This is a genomic window from Halorubrum zhoui, assembly GCF_051194155.1.
Classification (GTDB): Archaea; Halobacteriota; Halobacteria; order Halobacteriales; family Haloferacaceae; genus Halorubrum.
On the sequence record NZ_JBLZNJ010000001.1, the window covers coordinates 281,808 to 297,169 of the forward strand.

The window sequence follows — 15,362 nt, forward strand, 5'->3', positions numbered from 1 at the left end:
GATCTAATTACTATTAGTTATTAGAAAAGCTTTCGCCACCGCGCGCACCCGCGACTCACAGACGGTGCCGCCCGTCACCGGCTCACCGCTCGTCGTCTTCGTCGTCCGCTTCGGTCTCGACCACGTCGATGACCTCGAGCGGGACGTCGCGCAGTGCGCCACCGACTTCGCTCTTTGCGATCCGCTCTGCGTGTTCGTCGCTGTCGGCGTTGAACACGTCTATCTCCAGGAGGAGCCCGACGAGCGCCGTGTTCGCCGCGAGGAAGGCGGCATCGAACGGCTCCCCACAGGCCGGACAGCCGGTGACGCCGGGTTCGACCTCGACGTACTGCTTGTCCGTCTCGTTGAGTCGCTTTCCGGCCTCGCTGACCGCGACGCCGATGGCGTCGTCGGTCTCTTCGACGTCACGGACCAACCAGGCGGCTTCCATCGCGACTGCGTAGTTGCTCATACGCGGAGCAACGCGCCGCAGGGTTTCACCTCTTGTGGTTCGGTCGGCTCAGAGCGCACCGAGTATCGCCGTCGTCACGGCCTCAGTCGTCGCGTCGCCGCCGAGGTCGCCGGTCCGTGGACCGTCGGCGAGGACCGTCTCGACCGCCGCCCGCACCCGCTGTCCGTCCGCCGTGTAGCCGAGGTACTCGAGAAGCATCGCCGCCGAGAGTATCGCGGCGGTCGGATTCGCGACGCCCTCGCCGGCGATGTCCGGTGCCGTCCCGTGGACCGGCTCGAACAGCGCGTTGTCGTGGCCCACGTTCGCCGACGGCAACAGCCCGAGCCCGCCGACTAACCCCGCAGCGAGATCAGAGAGGACGTCGCCGGCGAGGTTCGGACAGACGATCACGCCGTACTGCGTCGGGTCGAGTGGGAGCTTCGTCGCGAACGCGTCCATCAGCTCCTCGTCGGCGTCGACGCCGTGTGCGTCGGCGACCTCGAGGGCGGTCTCGCGGAACCGGCCGTCGGTCTCTCGCATCACGTTCGCCTTGTGTACGACGGTGACGGCCTCCCGTCCCGCCGGGCCGCGTCCGTCCGCGACGAACTCGCAGGCGTACTCGGCGAGTTCGCGCGACGCCGACGACGTGACGACCCGCGTCAGCGTCGACAGGTCGTCGCTGAGCCGGTCCTCGTGGCCGGCGTACACGCCCTCGGTGTTCTCGCGTAAGAACACGACGTCCGTCTCCGGCCGAAGGGCGTCCACGCCGGGGTACGCCCGCGCCGGACGAACGTTCACGAACGAGTCGACGGCGTCCCGTAGCGGTAAGATGACGTCCGCGGCCGTCTCGCCTGCCGCACCGAACAGCGTCGCGTCCGCCTCGGCTGCTAGCTCGTACGTCTCCGTCGGCAGCGCCTGACCGGTCTCCGCTCGCACGGCGTCACCCGCCGCACCCGAGACGAACGTGAACTCCCGGTCGAGCGCCTGCAACACCTCGACGGCCGCGGGGATCACTTCCTGGCCGATACCGTCGCCTTCGATGACCGCGATTCGGTCGCTCATGCGATGACTCCACCCGACGCCGAAAAGAGGATGTCGATGTCGAGACCGGCTCAGTCGTCGCTCTCGACGTACGGAAGGTCGGCGACCGTCTCGTCGACCTTACTGCGGTTCGAGTACATGAGCGCGGTCGTGTCCCAGATGCCATCCACGAGCGCCTCCTGCATCGATCCGTCGATGTCGACGTCGATCGTGGTGTCGCCGTACGTCACCGTCGCCGCCTCGACGTCGATGTCGATCTCGCCGTCCGGGTTCGCTTCGATCCACTCCTGGAGCTCGGTCACCGTTTCGTGGTCCGCGGTCACCGCCGGAATGCCGAGCGACTTGCAGTTGTCGCGGAAGATCTCCGCGTACGACTCGCCGACGACCCCGTCGACGCCCCAGCGCATCATCGCCTGGGGGGCGTGTTCACGCGAGGAGCCACAGCCGAAGTTCGAGTTCACGACGGCGATCGACGCGCCCTCGAACCGATTGAGCGGGTGGTCGTTGTACGCGCCGTCGGCGTCCCGTCGCGCGTCATAAAAGAGGTAGTCGGCCATGTTGTCGAAGGTGACCTCCTTCATGAACTTCGCGGGCAGGATCTGGTCGGTGTCGACGTCGTCGCCCGGGATCGGAACGCCGGTGCCGGAGACCGCGGTGATGTGTTGGTCGTCGCTCATCAGTCCGCCACCTCCTCGACGCCGCCCGCGCCACCGGTCGGACCCTCACCGAGGTACTCGCGGGCGTCGGTGACTGCACCCTCGACGGCCGCGGCCGCGACCATCGCCGGACTCATCAGGACGGTCCGCCCCTCCTTCGAGCCCTGCCGGCCGACGAAGTTCCGGTTCGAAGAAGACGCACACACTTCGTCGCCCTCGAGCATGTCGTCGTTCATCGCGAGACACATCGAACAGCCGGCGCGCCGCCACTGGAAGCCAGCGTTGATGAACGTCTCGTCTATCCCGCGTGCCTCACACTCCTTTCGGACCGTCTCAGAGCCGGGGACCGCGAGCGCCCGCACGCCATCGCCGACCGTGTGTCCTTCGAGCACCGCAGCCGCCTCCTCGAAGTCCGAGACCCGACCGTTCGTACACGTGCCGAGGAACGCCACGTCGACCTCGTAGCCGAGCATCGACTGGCCGGGTTCGATCTCCATGTGCTCGAGCGCCGACGCCGCGGCCTCGCGGTCGGTCCGCGCCTCGAACGACGACGGCTCCGGCACCGGCTCCGAGATCTCGATGACCTGGCCGGGGTTGATCCCCCACGTCACGAGCGGGTCGATGCCACCTGCGTCGACGGTGACGACGTCGTCGTACTCGGCGTCGTCGTCGGAGGCGATCGACTCCCAGTAGGCTTTCAGCTCCTCGAACGCCTCGCCCTCCGGAACGTACTCGCGCCCCTCGAGGTACTCGAAGGTCGTCTCGTCCGGGTTGATGTAGCCCGCGCGAGCGCCCCCTTCAATCGACATGTTACACACCGCGAGTCGGCCCTCCATGTCGAGCGCCTCGATGGCCGGGCCGCCGTACTCGTAGACGTGGCCGACCCCGCCGTCGACGCCGAGGTCCTGGATCACTTTCAGGATGATGTCTTTGGCGTAGACGCCCTCGCCGAGTTCGCCTTCGATCTCGATCCGTCGAACCCGTTGTTTGTCCGCGGCGATACACCCCGTCGCGAGGACGTCGCGGATCTGGCTCGTGCCTATCCCGACGCCGATCGAGCCGAACGCGCCGTGCGTCGCGGTGTGGCTGTCACCACACGCGACGGTCATCCCAGGCTGTGAAAGCCCCAGTTCGGGGGCGACGACGTGGGTGATCCCCTGCTTGCCCGACTCGAAGTCGAAGAACGTGATCCCGTTCTCGTCGGTGTTCGACTCGAGCGCCGAGAGCATCTTCTCTGCTTGGTCGTCGACCAACGGCCGCTCGCGCTTTTCGGCCTCCGTCGGGGCGATGTGGTCGGTTGTCGCGAACGTCCGGTCCGGGTACGCCACGTCGAGGTCCCGCTCGCGAAGCATCCCGAACGCCTGCGGGCTCGTCACCTCGTGGACGAGGTGGAGGCCGATGAACAGCTGGTCCTGGCCGTTCGGCAGCTCCGTCACCTTGTGGTTCTCCCACACCGCGTCGTACAGCGTCCCCTCGCTCATCGGTGTTCACCCGCGTTGGGTACGTCGTGCGCCCGCTCGTCGGTCATCACGCCTTCACCTCGGTCGGCTCCTCGTCGTCCGTCGCTTCGTCCTCCTGCCAGGCGAAGAGTCCACGCAGCTCCTCGCCGACGGCCTCGATCTCGTGATTCTTCTCGGCGGTGCGCAGCTGGGTGTACGACGGCCGACCGGCCTGGTTCTCGGCGATCCACTCGCGAGCGAACTCCCCGTTCTGTACCTTCTCGAGGACCTGTTCCATGTTCTCACGGGCGTGCTCGTCGACGACGACGTCACCCTGCGTGAGCCCGCCGTACTCGGCGGTGTCGGAGACCGAGTCCCACATGCCGCCGAGCCCGTCCTCGTACATTAGGTCGACGATGAGTTTGAGCTCGTTGAGACACTCGAAGTACGCCATCTCCGGGGAGTAGCCGGCGTCGACGAGCGTCTCGTAGCCCTGTTTGACGAGTGCGGTGACGCCACCACACAGGACCGCCTGCTCGCCGAAGAGGTCGGTCTCGGTCTCCTCGCGGAACGACGTCTCGACGACGCCGGCGCGGGTACAGCCGATCGCGGCCGCGTACGCGAGTCCCTCCTCGTGGGCGTCGCCGGTCGCGTCCTGGTAGACGGCCAACAGTCCGGGGGTCCCCTCGTCGTTCTCGTAGTTCCGGCGGACGAGGTGTCCCGGCGACTTCGGCGCGACCATCGTTACGTCGACGTCTGCTGGCGGCTGGATCTGGTTGTAGTGGATGTTGAAGCCGTGTGCGAACTGGAGCGTGTCGCCCGCCTCGAGGTTCGGCTCGATCGCGTTCTCGTAGACGTCCGGCTGGACGGTGTCCGGGACGAGTACGCTCACGGTGTCGGCGTCTGCGACGGCGTCGGCGGGCGTCGCGACCCGCAGGCCGTCACTCTCGGCGGCGGCGCGCGAGGAGCTGTCCTCGCGGAGCCCGACGACGACGTCGACCCCGCTGTCGGCGAGGTTCTGCGCGTGGGCGTGTCCCTGCGAACCGTAGCCGAGGACGGCGACGGTCTTGTCGGCGAGCGCCGTGGGGTCGGCGTCCGCGTCGTAGTATACTGTCGAATCGAACGGTTGTGCGTCGTCTGCTGTCATGATTACTGTGAAGTCGGCGTCGTCGGTTCGCCGGCCGTGGCGGGCTTTTCTCCGGGTGCCGTGGGGATGTTCCCCCGGGCGAGTGCCGTCTGACCGGTCCGGGCGATCTCGACGATCCCGAACTGGCCGAACGCGTCGATAGCGTCGTCGATCTTCGACTCGTCACCGGTCAGCTGGACGGTGATCGTCTCCGGACCGGCGTCGAGCGTCTGTCCGTCGTACATCTCGGCGACCGCGTGGACCTTGTCGGGTTCGTCGCCGGTGACCTTGAGCAAGACCAGCTCGGAGGTGACCGCGTCGCCGGACACCTCGCCCACCGAGATGACGGGCTTGAGTTTCGCCATCTGTTTTTCGATCTGGTCGATGCCGGGGTCGGTCTCTTCGACGACCATCGTGATCCGCGAGTGGCCCTCGACGGTCGTCGGCCCGACAGTCAGGCTCTCGATGTTGAACTGTCGCCGCGAGACGAGCCCGGAGACGCGCGCGAGCACGCCGGGTTCGTCTTCGACCAGCGCCGAGATGACCGCGCGTCGCACGTCGTGTTCCGCCTCGACGACCGGGTCGATACGGTGGCCTTCGAGGTTCCGTCGACCCTCGGGGTGCGGCCGCTCGTCTGGGCCCGGACCCGTCATTCCCTCGCCGCTCATAGCTGGTCCTCCGAGAGGGCGAACCGCCCGTTTGCGCCGCCGCTCGGAACCATCGGTAGCACGTTCTCTTCGGGATCGACGTGGAAGTCGACCACGGCGGGACCGTCGTACGCGAGCGCCTCCTCGACCGCCGGCGCGACCTCGTCGTAGCCGTCGACACGGATCCCAAGCGCGCCGAACGCCTCGGCGAGTTTGTCGAACTCGGGCATCCAGTTGTACTCCGACGCCATGTGTCGCCCCTCGAAGAACGCGTCCTGCCACTGGCGAACCATCCCGATGTACTCGTTGTTCAACACCGCGACGGTGATGTTCAGATTCTCGCGCACGGCGACCGAGAGCTCCTGCATCGTCATCAACAGCGAGCCGTCGCCGTCGAAACAGATCACGTCGCGGTCGGGCTCGTCCATCGCGTCGGCGGCCATCCGCGCGCCGATAGCTGCCGGCAGTCCGTACCCCATCGTGCCGAGGCCGTGTGAGGAGACCCACGTTCGCGGCTCCGTGTACGTCCAGAACTGCGAGGCCCACATCTGGTGTTGGCCGACGCCCGTCGTGACGATCGTGTCGTCGTCGGTCGCCTCGTCGAACGCCTCGACGACGAACTGCGGTTTGAGCGGCTCGTCGTCTGGTGCCGCGTAGGTCATCGGATACGTCTCTTTCCACGCTCGACACTGCTCGCGCCAGTCGTCAGCGGCTGGCGTGGTGTCGATCGCTCCGTCGAGCTGTTCGAGCACGGTCGCCGCGTCTCCGACGAGCGGGTAATCGGCGTACACGTTCTTCGAGATCTCCGCCGGGTCGATGTCGATGTGGACGACCTCGGCCTCCGGTGCGAACGTGTCGATGCCGCCGGTGAGCCGGTCGTCAAATCGGGTCCCCACCGCGACGAGACAGTCGGTGTGGGTTATCGCCATGTTGGCGTAGCCGGTGCCGTGCATGCCGGCCCACGACAGACAGAGCTCGTCGTCTTCGGGGAACGACCCGATACCCGGCATCGTCGTCACGACTGGGATTTCGTACGTGCGCGCGAACTCGCGCGCCGTCTCGCTCGCCTCGCCTTTGATCACGCCGCCGCCGAACAGACAGACGGGCTTGTCGGCCGACTCGATCGCACGCGCGGCGGCCTCGACGGCATCGGCCCGCGCGCTCGGGTCGGGATCCGTCCCGGCGGGCGCCTCGGCGTCGCCCGGCTCCTCGTCCGTCTCGTCGAGCGTGACGTCCTTCGGGAGGTCGACGAGCGTCGGGCCGGGTCGGCCGACCGACGAGAGCGCGAACGCCTCACCGACGACGTCACCGACCGAGTCGGCGTCGCTCGCGAAGTAGTTGTGTTTCGTCACGGGGCGAGTGACGCCGACGGTGTCGGTCTCCTGGAACGCGTCGTTGCCGACGAAGTCCGTCGGCACCTGGCCGGTCAACGCCAGCATCGCGTCGGAGTCCATGTCGGCGTCGGCGATGCCCGTGACGAGGTTCGTCGCTCCCGGACCCGAGGTCGCCAGACAGAGCCCGGGCTCGCCGGCGACCACGCCGTACGCGTCTGCGGCGTGTGCGGCGCCCTGTTCGTGCGCCATCATGACGTGGCGGATGGACGAGTTGTACAGCGCGTCGTAGACGGGCATTATCGCCCCGCCTTGCACGCCGAACGCCGTCTCGGCACCCGCCGCCTCGAGCGCGGCGACGACCGACTCTGCGCCGGTCGTCACCGTCTCGATCGGGTCGCCCGTCGGTGGCGTCTCCTCGACGGACGGGTCCGTGCCGTCCGTTGGGTCCGGTCCGTCCGTGTCGGTCGCCGCGTCGGCGTCCGCGCCCTCTTCTCGTGGGTGTGCTGCTGAGTCGCTCATCGTATGTGGTGTGTCGGTGGTGTCTGCGGTCGAGTGTCGATCGGTTCGAACGAGCGGTTGCGCGAACGGTTCGCGCCGTGGCGTCGTCCGACGGTTCGGTGTCTCGGTGAGGAAGGGGTGCTGTAGGGGCTCAAACCCCTACGATACGTACAGCGACGGCTCCCGTTCGGGAGGACACCTCGGGGTGTCGAAACGACCGTCGCATTCGGTTGCAACTCACACCGCCCGCCTATAAATCTGTGTCGGAGCGCGGGCTCGACCCCCTTCTCCGTCGGCCCAGCCGGGGGGAGCACCGACGATCCGTCACCGTGAGGCCACCGAGGGCCGGACGGTGCCCGTGGTGTCGGCGTCGACGGCCGCTCGCCGGGCGCGCGTGCCGGCTGGGAGGCCATCAGACCCGAACCTCCTCCTCGCGGTCGACGCCCGTCTCCCGGGCGAACCGCTCGACGTCGCCGGCCGTCACCTGTCGCTTGCCAGCGCCGTACTCTTTCACCCGTTTGGTGATGTCGCGCACCTCGCTCTCCGTCGGGTCGAAGCCGGCTTCGACGAGGTGTTTCCGCACGCTGTGGGTACCAGTGTGTTTGCCCAACACGAACTCGCGTTCGGCGCCGACCATCTCCGGAGTCATCACGCCTGTCTCGAACGTATCGGCGTTCTCGATGACGCCCGCCGCGTGGATACCCGACTCGTGGGCAAACGCGTTGCGCCCGGTGACGGGCTTGTTGGCCGGAACCGGAATGTCCGAGGCGTCCTCGACGATCCGGGCCAGTTTCGTTATTTGGGTCGTGTCGATGCCGGTATCGACGCCGTACACCGACTCGACGGCCATGACGACCTCCTCGTAGGCGGCGTTGCCGGCGCGCTCGCCGATCCCGTTGACCGACACCTGCGCCTGGGCGGCACCGTTTTCGAATCCGGTGACCGCGTTCGCCGCAGCCATGCCGAAGTCGTCGTGGGTGTGGACGTCGACGCGAGCGTCGGTCGCCTCCACGACGGCTGCGACCGTCTGCCCGAAGCTGGTCGGCATCGCGACGCCGCAGGTGTCCGGGATGTTGATCCAATCGGTGCCGGCCTCGCTGACGGCCTCGACGATCTCGGTGAGGTACGCCGGGTCCGTTCGGGTCGCATCCATCGGCGAGAACATACACTCGACGCCGACGGCTTTCACCTGTTCGACGGCGTCGACCGCGCGCGCCTTCGCCTCCTGGCGGGTGGCGTGCATCGAGTCCTCGAGTTGGACGTCGCTCGTCGAGACGAACACGTGGATCATCTCGACGCCGGCGTCGATCGCCGCCTCGATGTCGCCGTCGACGACGCGGGCCAGCCCGCAGACCGTCGTGTCCGTCGCCGCCGCGATGTCGCTCACGGCTTCGAACTCCGCGTCGGAGTTCACCGGGAACCCAGCCTCGATGACGTGGGTGCCCATGTCGTCCAGCGTCGCCGCTATGTCGCGTTTTTCGTCGTAGCTGAACGACGTCCGTGGTGACTGTTCGCCGTCTCGTAACGTCGTATCGAAGATCCGTACAGGACCGATCTCGGTGTTAGAAGCTATCGTGCCCTGGAAGAACTCGATCCGCCGGGGTGTCCGACGAAGCCTCCGTGATGTCTACCATCAGTTTCATCGAACGTTGACACCTACTTAAGCGTTTCTGGACGAACCCGGCTGGCGGTCCGTCGTGTGACCGAGACGTCACATCCCCATGTCCGTGGCCGCCTCTGGCACGGGTAGGTCGCGGACGCCGACGGCGAGCCGCTCTGCGGCGTGGTCGAGCGCCATGTCGAATCCGTAGTACCGCTCCAGCTCGTCGCCGTCGGGACCCGTTCGCACCTTCAACATCGCGTAGCCCTCCTGGTTCTGTGCCACCGTCGCGGTGCGGCCGTCTGCGGCGAACGTCAGGAGCCGCTCACCGTTCGCCTCCTCGTAGCGGGCGGTGACCCCGTCGGCTTCGACGCTCGTCTCTGTGGTCGTCTCCGTCGCGTCGGTCATAGCTACGCTTCGAGCCGAGCGGAGTCGTATCTGTCGGTCGCCTCGGTGCACCCCGTCTCGTCACACGGGCTCGGTCAGCCTTACCGAGGGTCCCACCCGTGGAACGACTCGTCGGGTTCTAACTTGAGGTCGAACGCGCGGATGAGCCCGCCGAGTGCGACGTACCCTTGCGCGGTCGCGGCGATGCCAACGAGCACGTCGGGGTCGTATCGGTCTGCCGCCACGGCGTGTGCGACGGCGTCGACCCGTCCGGTGACGACCGCGCGAACGTACTCGACGAGCGTCCGGTCGGCGTCCTTGAGGGCGGCGAGTGCCCCGTCGCCGATGGCGGCGATGACCGCATCGTCGACGCCGACGTCGCGGGCAATCGCCACGTGCTGGTGCCACTCGTAGCGGCTCTCAACCGTCGCCGCGGTCGTGAGGATGACGAGCTCGCGCTCGCGTTCCGAGAGGCCGCTATCGCGCCACAGCGCGCGCAAGAGTGCTCGCATTCCCGCGAGCACGGGCGGGTTGTTTCCGAGCGCGCGGTACACGTTGAGCGGCTTGCCCTGGAGCTCAGATGACAGTAGTGACTCGTGCTCGTCTGGGACGTCTTCGGGGTCAGCGTACGGAACGCGTGCCATACCCGCGACGCGTGTGCCAGGCAATTAGGGCTGTGTACCCCGGCCCGGATCGCCGGAGGTGTTCGTACCGAGGAGCCGGTGACGGCCTCCCGGCCGGGGCGTCAGCCGATCCGAATCTTAAGTACGGTGACGCCCCAACGGCTCGTAATGGCTACCCAGGTGTCGCGCCGTCGGGCGTGGGTGATCGCCGCGCGGCCACAGACGCTGCCGGCGGCGGCTGCGCCGGTGATCGTCGGTGTCGGTCTCGCACTCGATGCGGGCGTGTTCGCCCCGCTGCCGGCACTCGCCGCGCTCATCGGCGCGGCACTCATTCAGATCGGGACCAACTTCGCGAACGACTACTACGACGCGATCCAGGGCGCCGACACCGACGACCGCGAGGGCTTCACCCGCGTCGTCGCCAGCGGCCTCATCGACCCTGACGAGGTCAAACGCGCCATGTGGCTGACGTTCGCGGCCGCCATCGTCGTCGGAACGTATCTCGTCGCTGTCGGCGGCCTTCCAATCCTCGTGATCGGGCTCGCGTCGGTCGCGGCGGGTATCGCGTACACTGGCGGCCCCTACCCGCTCGGATACCACGGACTCGGTGACGTCTTCGTCTTCGCGTTTTTCGGCGTGATCGCGGTGACGGGCACCTACTACGTGCAGGCCGCAGCACTCACCGGCGGGCTGTTTCCGCTCGCGCCGCCGCCCGGAACGATACCCCTCACGGCGGTCGTCGCGAGTCTCCCCGTCGCCGCGTTGTCGACGAACATCCTCGTCGTCAACAACGTTCGCGACCGCGAGGAGGACGCCGAGACGGGCAAGCGGACGCTGGCGGTTCGGTTCGGATACGGCTTCGCGCGGACGCAGTACGTCGGCCTCCTCGGGCTCGCGTACGCCGTCCCAGTCTGGTTCGCCGCCACCGGCCACGGCCTCGCGGTCCTCCTCCCGCTGGCGACGGCGCCGCTCGCCGTCGGCGTCGCGAAAACCGTACTGACGGAGACGGCCGGTGAGGCGCTCAACCCCGCGCTCGAGTCGACCGGCAAACTGCTCGCGGCGTACGCCGTCGCGTTCGCGGTCGGGCTCGGTGTCTGATGCAGACGCGTCGCTTCACGGCCCCCCTTTCGCGGCCGCTCGAGACGGCTCGGGGACCGATCCGCGAGCGTCGTGGCCACCTCGTCGCCGTCGGACCCGAACCGGGAGACGGCGTAGAGACGAACGGAATCGGCGAAGCCACGCCGCTGTCCGGCTGGACGGAGTCGCCCGCGGCGTGTGCGTCGGCGCTCGCGTCCGGTCGACCCGCACGGGCCGTGCTCGACGGTCTCGATCCGAGGGAGACGCCGGCCGCTCGCCACGGCGTCTCGCTCGCGCTCGCGGACGCGAGTTCGCGCGCGGACGGACGCCCGCTCGCCGCACACCTCGCCGACGGTGCCGGACTCTCGTCACCCGCCCGGTCGGTGCCGGTGAACGCGACGATCGGCGACGGGAGCCCCACCGAGACCGCGGCCGCCGCGTCACGGGCCGTCGACGGGGGCACCACCTGTCTCAAGCTGAAGGTCGGCGCTCGGTCGGTCGACGCGGACGTGCGGCGGCTTCGAGCGGTCCGAGATGCGGTCGCCCCGGCCGTCGAGGTGCGCGCGGACGCGAACGGTGCCTGGGACCTCGAGACCGCCCACCGGGCGCTCGACCGGCTCGAACCGATGGACCTCGCGTACGTCGAGCAGCCGCTTCCGGCGACCGAACTGGCGTCGACGGCGCGTCTAGCCCGGGAGAGTGCCGTGTCAATCGCCGTAGACGAGTCACTCGCCGAACACGGCGTCGACGCGGTGCTCGCCGCCGACGCGGCCGACGTGGTGGTCCTCAAACCCATGGCGCTCGGCGGACCAGACCGAACCGTCGACGCCGCCGTGCGGGCCCGGGACGCGGGCGTCGAGCCCGTGGTCACGACGACGATCGACGCCGTCGTCGCCCGGACCGCGGCCGTGCACGTCGCCGCCGCGATACCGAACGTGTCGGCGTGCGGGCTCGCGACGGCCGGACTCCTCGAGGAGGACCTCGCGGCGGATCCGTGCCCGGTCGAGGCGGGGTGGGTGTCCGTTCCGGACGGACCTGGGCTCGCCGGCGATGCGTTCGACGGACTGGTGGACTCGGTCGGCGGGCACGATCGGGGGTGAGCTACCCGGTCGATCGTGCGACGACGGCGCCGGTCAGTGAAACCCGCGGTCGACGTCGTCGGCCTCGATGAGCTCGTCGAGCTCGGCCGAGAGCAGCGCGTCGGCCTCCTCGAACGTGTCGTTGAGCTCGTCGAGCTCGTCGGGGCGTCCATCGAACGCGTAGTCCATGGGTCCGAATGCCGGTGCGTCGACCGCTTCCATCACGTCTTCGAAGAGGTGCTCGGGGTCCGTCGGCGTCTCGGCGTGGACGCGAAGCGTCTCTTCGAGCCGGGTCGCCATCGACGTCGCCTCGTCCTCGTCCGCCGGAGGCCGCCGGACGGCGAACCGTCCCTCGGCGTCCTGGGTGGGTAACAACGGGTCGAGGCCGTCGTCGACCCGGCGGGCCACGCGCGTCCCGACGCCGCGGAGGTCGCGCGGGTTCTTGGCGTACGTCTTCAGGTGATACACTCCGACGGTCGGGTGACCGAAGTAGAGGTCTTCGCCGAGCCCCGACCGCCGGGATCCGGCGACGGCACGCCAGCCGTCCGGGTCGGTCGAGTCGCTCGCGACGTCCGCGAGAATGTCCTGCCAATCGCGTACGCGCATGGACGACAGTACGAGCGAGCGGCCGTATGAGCGTATCGGTCGAAGAGACCGTGACAATCGGCGGCGACCGAGGACCTCGTGCACCGACAGCGTTTTTTCGCGACGACGACGACGGGTGCGCGTGAAGATTCGGGGGCCCATCGTGTCGGTCGCGGAGCCGCGAACGGTGTCGACGTCGTCGGGTGAGCGGACGCTGTGTGAGATCGACGTCAGGCCGGACCGTGGCGAGCGAGATCCCGTCACCGTCACGCTCTGGGGGGACTGGGCGGAGACGGCCGAGCACGCCGAACCCGGGATGTCCCTGCTCGTCACTGAGGCGGCCGAGAACGACTACCGGGGCGAAACGGGATACGCGACGTCCGGCGATTCGTGGGTCGTCGTAGAGCCCGACTTTCTCGTCGACGTCACCGGCATCCGGTCGTGGGTGCAGTGTCCCCGGCTGTACTACCTCAACAAGCTCTCGGGCATCCCGCTCAACTATCCGGTGGTCAAGGGGACGATCGTCCACGAGGTGTTCGGCGACCTGCTTCGTGGCGTCGACCTCGAAACGGCGGTCACAGACCGCGTCGAGGAGGCCGGGCTGGAGTTGGGGCTCCTCGGGTACGACCGTGTGACCGTCGAAGACGAGGTTCGGCGCAACGCGGCGGCGATCGAGGGCTGGCTCGCACAGGGGACGCTCGGCGACGACGACTCCTGGCGGTCCGAGTTCACGCTCCTCTCGCCGACGTTCGGCCTGAAGGGCCGAGCGGACGCCCTCCGGCGTGGAAGCCCCGTGGAGTTGAAGACCGGGAAGAACACCAACCGTGAGCCGCGGTTTCACGACAAGATCCAGGCGGCCTGTTACGCGCTCATGCTCGAGGAGCGAGGGGTCGACCCGGAGTTGGCGACGCTGTTGTACACGAAGAACACCGCGCTCGACCGCTCGGAGGCGTCCGGCGACCTCTCACCGGCGAAGGAGTTCACCGTCGGTGCGGGATTGCTCCGGTTCGTCGTCCGCGAGCGCAACGCGCTGGCGGCGATGGAGTGGCGGGCGCTCCACGACTCGGCGGCTCGGCCAACGGTGCCGACCGGCCACGAGGCCGACGCGACGTGTGCGTACTGTTTCGAACAGGACACCTGCATGGTCGTCTCCGGCCGTCTCGATCAGGAGTCGAAAGCCGGCCAGGTCGGAACCCCGGTCCCCGCGGACGAACGGGCGTACTTCGACCGCTTCTACGTCGCGATCGAAGAAGAGCGCCGGCAGACCCACGCGGAGTACCGCAAGCTGTGGGAACAATCGCCCAGCGAGCGCGCCGCAGACGACCGCGCCCTGATCGACCTCGAACCGATCGCCCAGACGCAGGTCGACGACAATCGGTACGAGCTCCGCGCGCGAGTACCCGACGACGCGGTCTCGAAGCTGCGCGAGGGCGACGTGGCGCTCGCCAGCGACGGGAGTCCGGTCGAGGGGCACGCCGAGCTCTGTCGAATCACCACCCTCGAAGACGTGGTCGTCGTCGAGACGGACGAGCCCGTCGAGCTCCGTCGGCTCGACGTCTATCCATCCGAGATCTCGGTCGACCGGATGCTCACCGCCCTCCACGACGCGGTGTTGAAAGGCGACGAACGGCGCAAGGACGTGGTGTTCGGCCGGCGTGAGCCGTCCTTTCGTGACCGATCTGCGGACGGCGACCGACCGACCTACGTCGACAACAACGCGGCCCAGGACGCGGCCGTCGCGCTCGCGGTCGACGCCGAAGACTGTGCGCTGATCCACGGCCCGCCTGGGACGGGCAAGACGTACACGATCGCCCAGACGATCCGAGCCCTCGTCGAGCGTGGCGACCGCGTCTTGCTCGCCGCCTTCACCAACCGGGCCGTCGACAACGCGATCGAAGCGCTTCGCGACCAGGGGTTCGACGACGTGTGTCGGATCGGCTCGGAGAGCGGCGTTCGCCGCGACATGCACGACCTCCGGCTCGTCGAGCGCGGTGACCCGGACGCTAAGGCGGCCGAGTTGCGATCGGCACCGGTGGTCGCAGCGACGACGGCGGCGTGTGGGTCGCGGGTCCTCCGTGAGTGTTCGTTCGACGTGGCGCTCGTCGACGAGGCCTCACAGCTGACCGAGCCGAGCACGCACGCGGCGATCGCGTTAGCGGACCGGTTCGTGCTCGTCGGCGACCACCAGCAGCTCCCGCCCGTCGTCCGCGCCGAGAACGACCTCAAACGGTCGTTGTTCGAGCGCCTCATCGAGGCGTATCCCGACGCGAGCGTGCTGCTCGACCGGCAGTACCGCATGAGCCAGCGCATCCAGGCGTTCTCGTCGGCCGCGTTCTACGACGGGGCGCTCAGACCGGCGACGCCCTCGGTGGCACGACGGAGCCTCGCGGACCTCGCCGACCTCGACGCGCTTCCCACGGGGCTCGACGGCGGGGTCACCGTCGTCGATCCCGACGGGACGCGGGACGGCAACCGGAACGTCACCGAGGCGCGCCAGGTGGCCGCGATCGTCGACGCCTACCGGGCCGCCGGCGTCGACCCCGAAGACATCGGCGTGATCGCTCCGTTCCGCGCGCAGGTCGCCGAGATCGGCGGGCGTACGGACGTGACCGTCGACACGGTCGACCGGTTTCAGGGCTCCGCAAAGGAGGTGATCGTCGTCTCGTTCGTCGCCACGGGTACCCTCGACGGGCCGATCTTCGAGGACCACCGTCGGGTGAACGTGGCGCTCACGCGGGCGAAACGCCAGCTCACCCTCGTTTGTGACACCGACGCACTGGCGAGTGACCCGTTCTACGCTCGGATGCTCGAGTGGGCGCGACGGTGAGTCGAGGCGAAGC

Annotated in this window: 14 protein-coding genes; 3 read left to right on the forward strand and 11 right to left on the reverse strand. The window is 68.4% G+C overall.

Annotation, left to right across the window (positions count from 1 at the left end; translation table 11 throughout):
* Positions 1-82: 82 nt before the first annotated feature.
* The 10 genes from ACNTAO_RS01450 to ACNTAO_RS01495 form a co-directional block, all read right to left on the reverse strand.
* Positions 83-451, reverse strand: coding sequence for a DUF555 domain-containing protein (locus tag ACNTAO_RS01450; protein ID WP_435160159.1), 369 nt, complete (start codon positions 449-451; stop codon positions 83-85).
* Between the two features lie 48 nt (positions 452-499).
* The gene (locus ACNTAO_RS01455; RefSeq protein WP_435160160.1) at positions 500-1,492 is read right to left on the reverse strand and encodes an isocitrate/isopropylmalate family dehydrogenase; all 993 of its coding nucleotides are present in this window, start codon (positions 1,490-1,492) and stop codon (positions 500-502) included.
* Positions 1,493-1,542: 50 nt separating this feature from the next.
* A complete protein-coding gene (locus ACNTAO_RS01460; RefSeq protein ID WP_435160161.1) occupies positions 1,543-2,148 on the reverse strand; it encodes a 3-isopropylmalate dehydratase small subunit in 606 nt (201 codons plus the stop codon).
* Positions 2,148-3,608 (reverse strand): 3-isopropylmalate dehydratase large subunit, encoded by a 1,461-nt coding sequence (gene leuC / locus ACNTAO_RS01465; RefSeq protein WP_435160162.1) that lies wholly within the window; start codon positions 3,606-3,608, stop codon positions 2,148-2,150. The genes ACNTAO_RS01460 and leuC overlap by 1 nt, the downstream gene beginning before the upstream one ends.
* Before the next feature lie 46 nt (positions 3,609-3,654).
* Positions 3,655-4,713, reverse strand: coding sequence for a ketol-acid reductoisomerase (gene ilvC, locus ACNTAO_RS01470; protein WP_435160163.1), 1,059 nt, complete (start codon positions 4,711-4,713; stop codon positions 3,655-3,657).
* A gap of 2 nt (positions 4,714-4,715) precedes the next feature.
* Complete coding sequence (ilvN, locus tag ACNTAO_RS01475; RefSeq protein WP_435160164.1) at positions 4,716-5,360, reverse strand: acetolactate synthase small subunit; 645 nt, start codon at positions 5,358-5,360, stop codon at positions 4,716-4,718.
* Positions 5,357-7,192 carry a biosynthetic-type acetolactate synthase large subunit gene (ilvB, locus tag ACNTAO_RS01480; protein ID WP_435160165.1) on the reverse strand — a complete coding sequence of 612 codons (1,836 nt, stop codon included), beginning with the start codon at positions 7,190-7,192 and terminating at the stop codon, positions 5,357-5,359. The genes ilvN and ilvB overlap by 4 nt, the downstream gene beginning before the upstream one ends.
* A gap of 391 nt (positions 7,193-7,583) precedes the next feature.
* The gene (locus tag ACNTAO_RS01485; protein WP_435160223.1) at positions 7,584-8,765 is read right to left on the reverse strand and encodes a LeuA family protein; all 1,182 of its coding nucleotides are present in this window, start codon (positions 8,763-8,765) and stop codon (positions 7,584-7,586) included.
* Positions 8,766-8,882: 117 nt separating this feature from the next.
* Positions 8,883-9,179 carry a DUF7111 family protein gene (locus tag ACNTAO_RS01490; protein WP_435160166.1) on the reverse strand — a complete coding sequence of 99 codons (297 nt, stop codon included), beginning with the start codon at positions 9,177-9,179 and terminating at the stop codon, positions 8,883-8,885.
* A gap of 80 nt (positions 9,180-9,259) precedes the next feature.
* Positions 9,260-9,802: a carboxymuconolactone decarboxylase family protein gene (locus ACNTAO_RS01495; protein ID WP_435160167.1), complete on the reverse strand. Its 543-nt coding sequence runs from the start codon at positions 9,800-9,802 to the stop codon at positions 9,260-9,262.
* Positions 9,803-9,949: 147 nt separating this feature from the next.
* Between ACNTAO_RS01495 and ACNTAO_RS01500 the strand changes: the two genes are divergently transcribed.
* Together ACNTAO_RS01500 and ACNTAO_RS01505 are read left to right on the forward strand one after the other, a co-directional pair.
* Positions 9,950-10,879 (forward strand): 1,4-dihydroxy-2-naphthoate polyprenyltransferase, encoded by a 930-nt coding sequence (locus tag ACNTAO_RS01500; protein ID WP_435160168.1) that lies wholly within the window; start codon positions 9,950-9,952, stop codon positions 10,877-10,879.
* Positions 10,879-11,958: a mandelate racemase/muconate lactonizing enzyme family protein gene (locus tag ACNTAO_RS01505; RefSeq protein WP_435160169.1), complete on the forward strand. Its 1,080-nt coding sequence runs from the start codon at positions 10,879-10,881 to the stop codon at positions 11,956-11,958. The genes ACNTAO_RS01500 and ACNTAO_RS01505 overlap by 1 nt, the downstream gene beginning before the upstream one ends.
* A 33-nt stretch (positions 11,959-11,991) precedes the next feature.
* Here the strand turns inward: ACNTAO_RS01505 and ACNTAO_RS01510 are convergent, their stop codons facing one another.
* Positions 11,992-12,543: a hypothetical protein gene (locus ACNTAO_RS01510; protein ID WP_435160170.1), complete on the reverse strand. Its 552-nt coding sequence runs from the start codon at positions 12,541-12,543 to the stop codon at positions 11,992-11,994.
* 121 nt (positions 12,544-12,664) lie between these two features.
* On the opposite strand from ACNTAO_RS01510, the gene ACNTAO_RS01515 reads away from it, so the two are divergent.
* Positions 12,665-15,349 carry an AAA domain-containing protein gene (locus tag ACNTAO_RS01515; protein ID WP_435160171.1) on the forward strand — a complete coding sequence of 895 codons (2,685 nt, stop codon included), beginning with the start codon at positions 12,665-12,667 and terminating at the stop codon, positions 15,347-15,349.
* Positions 15,350-15,362 lie beyond the last annotated feature (13 nt).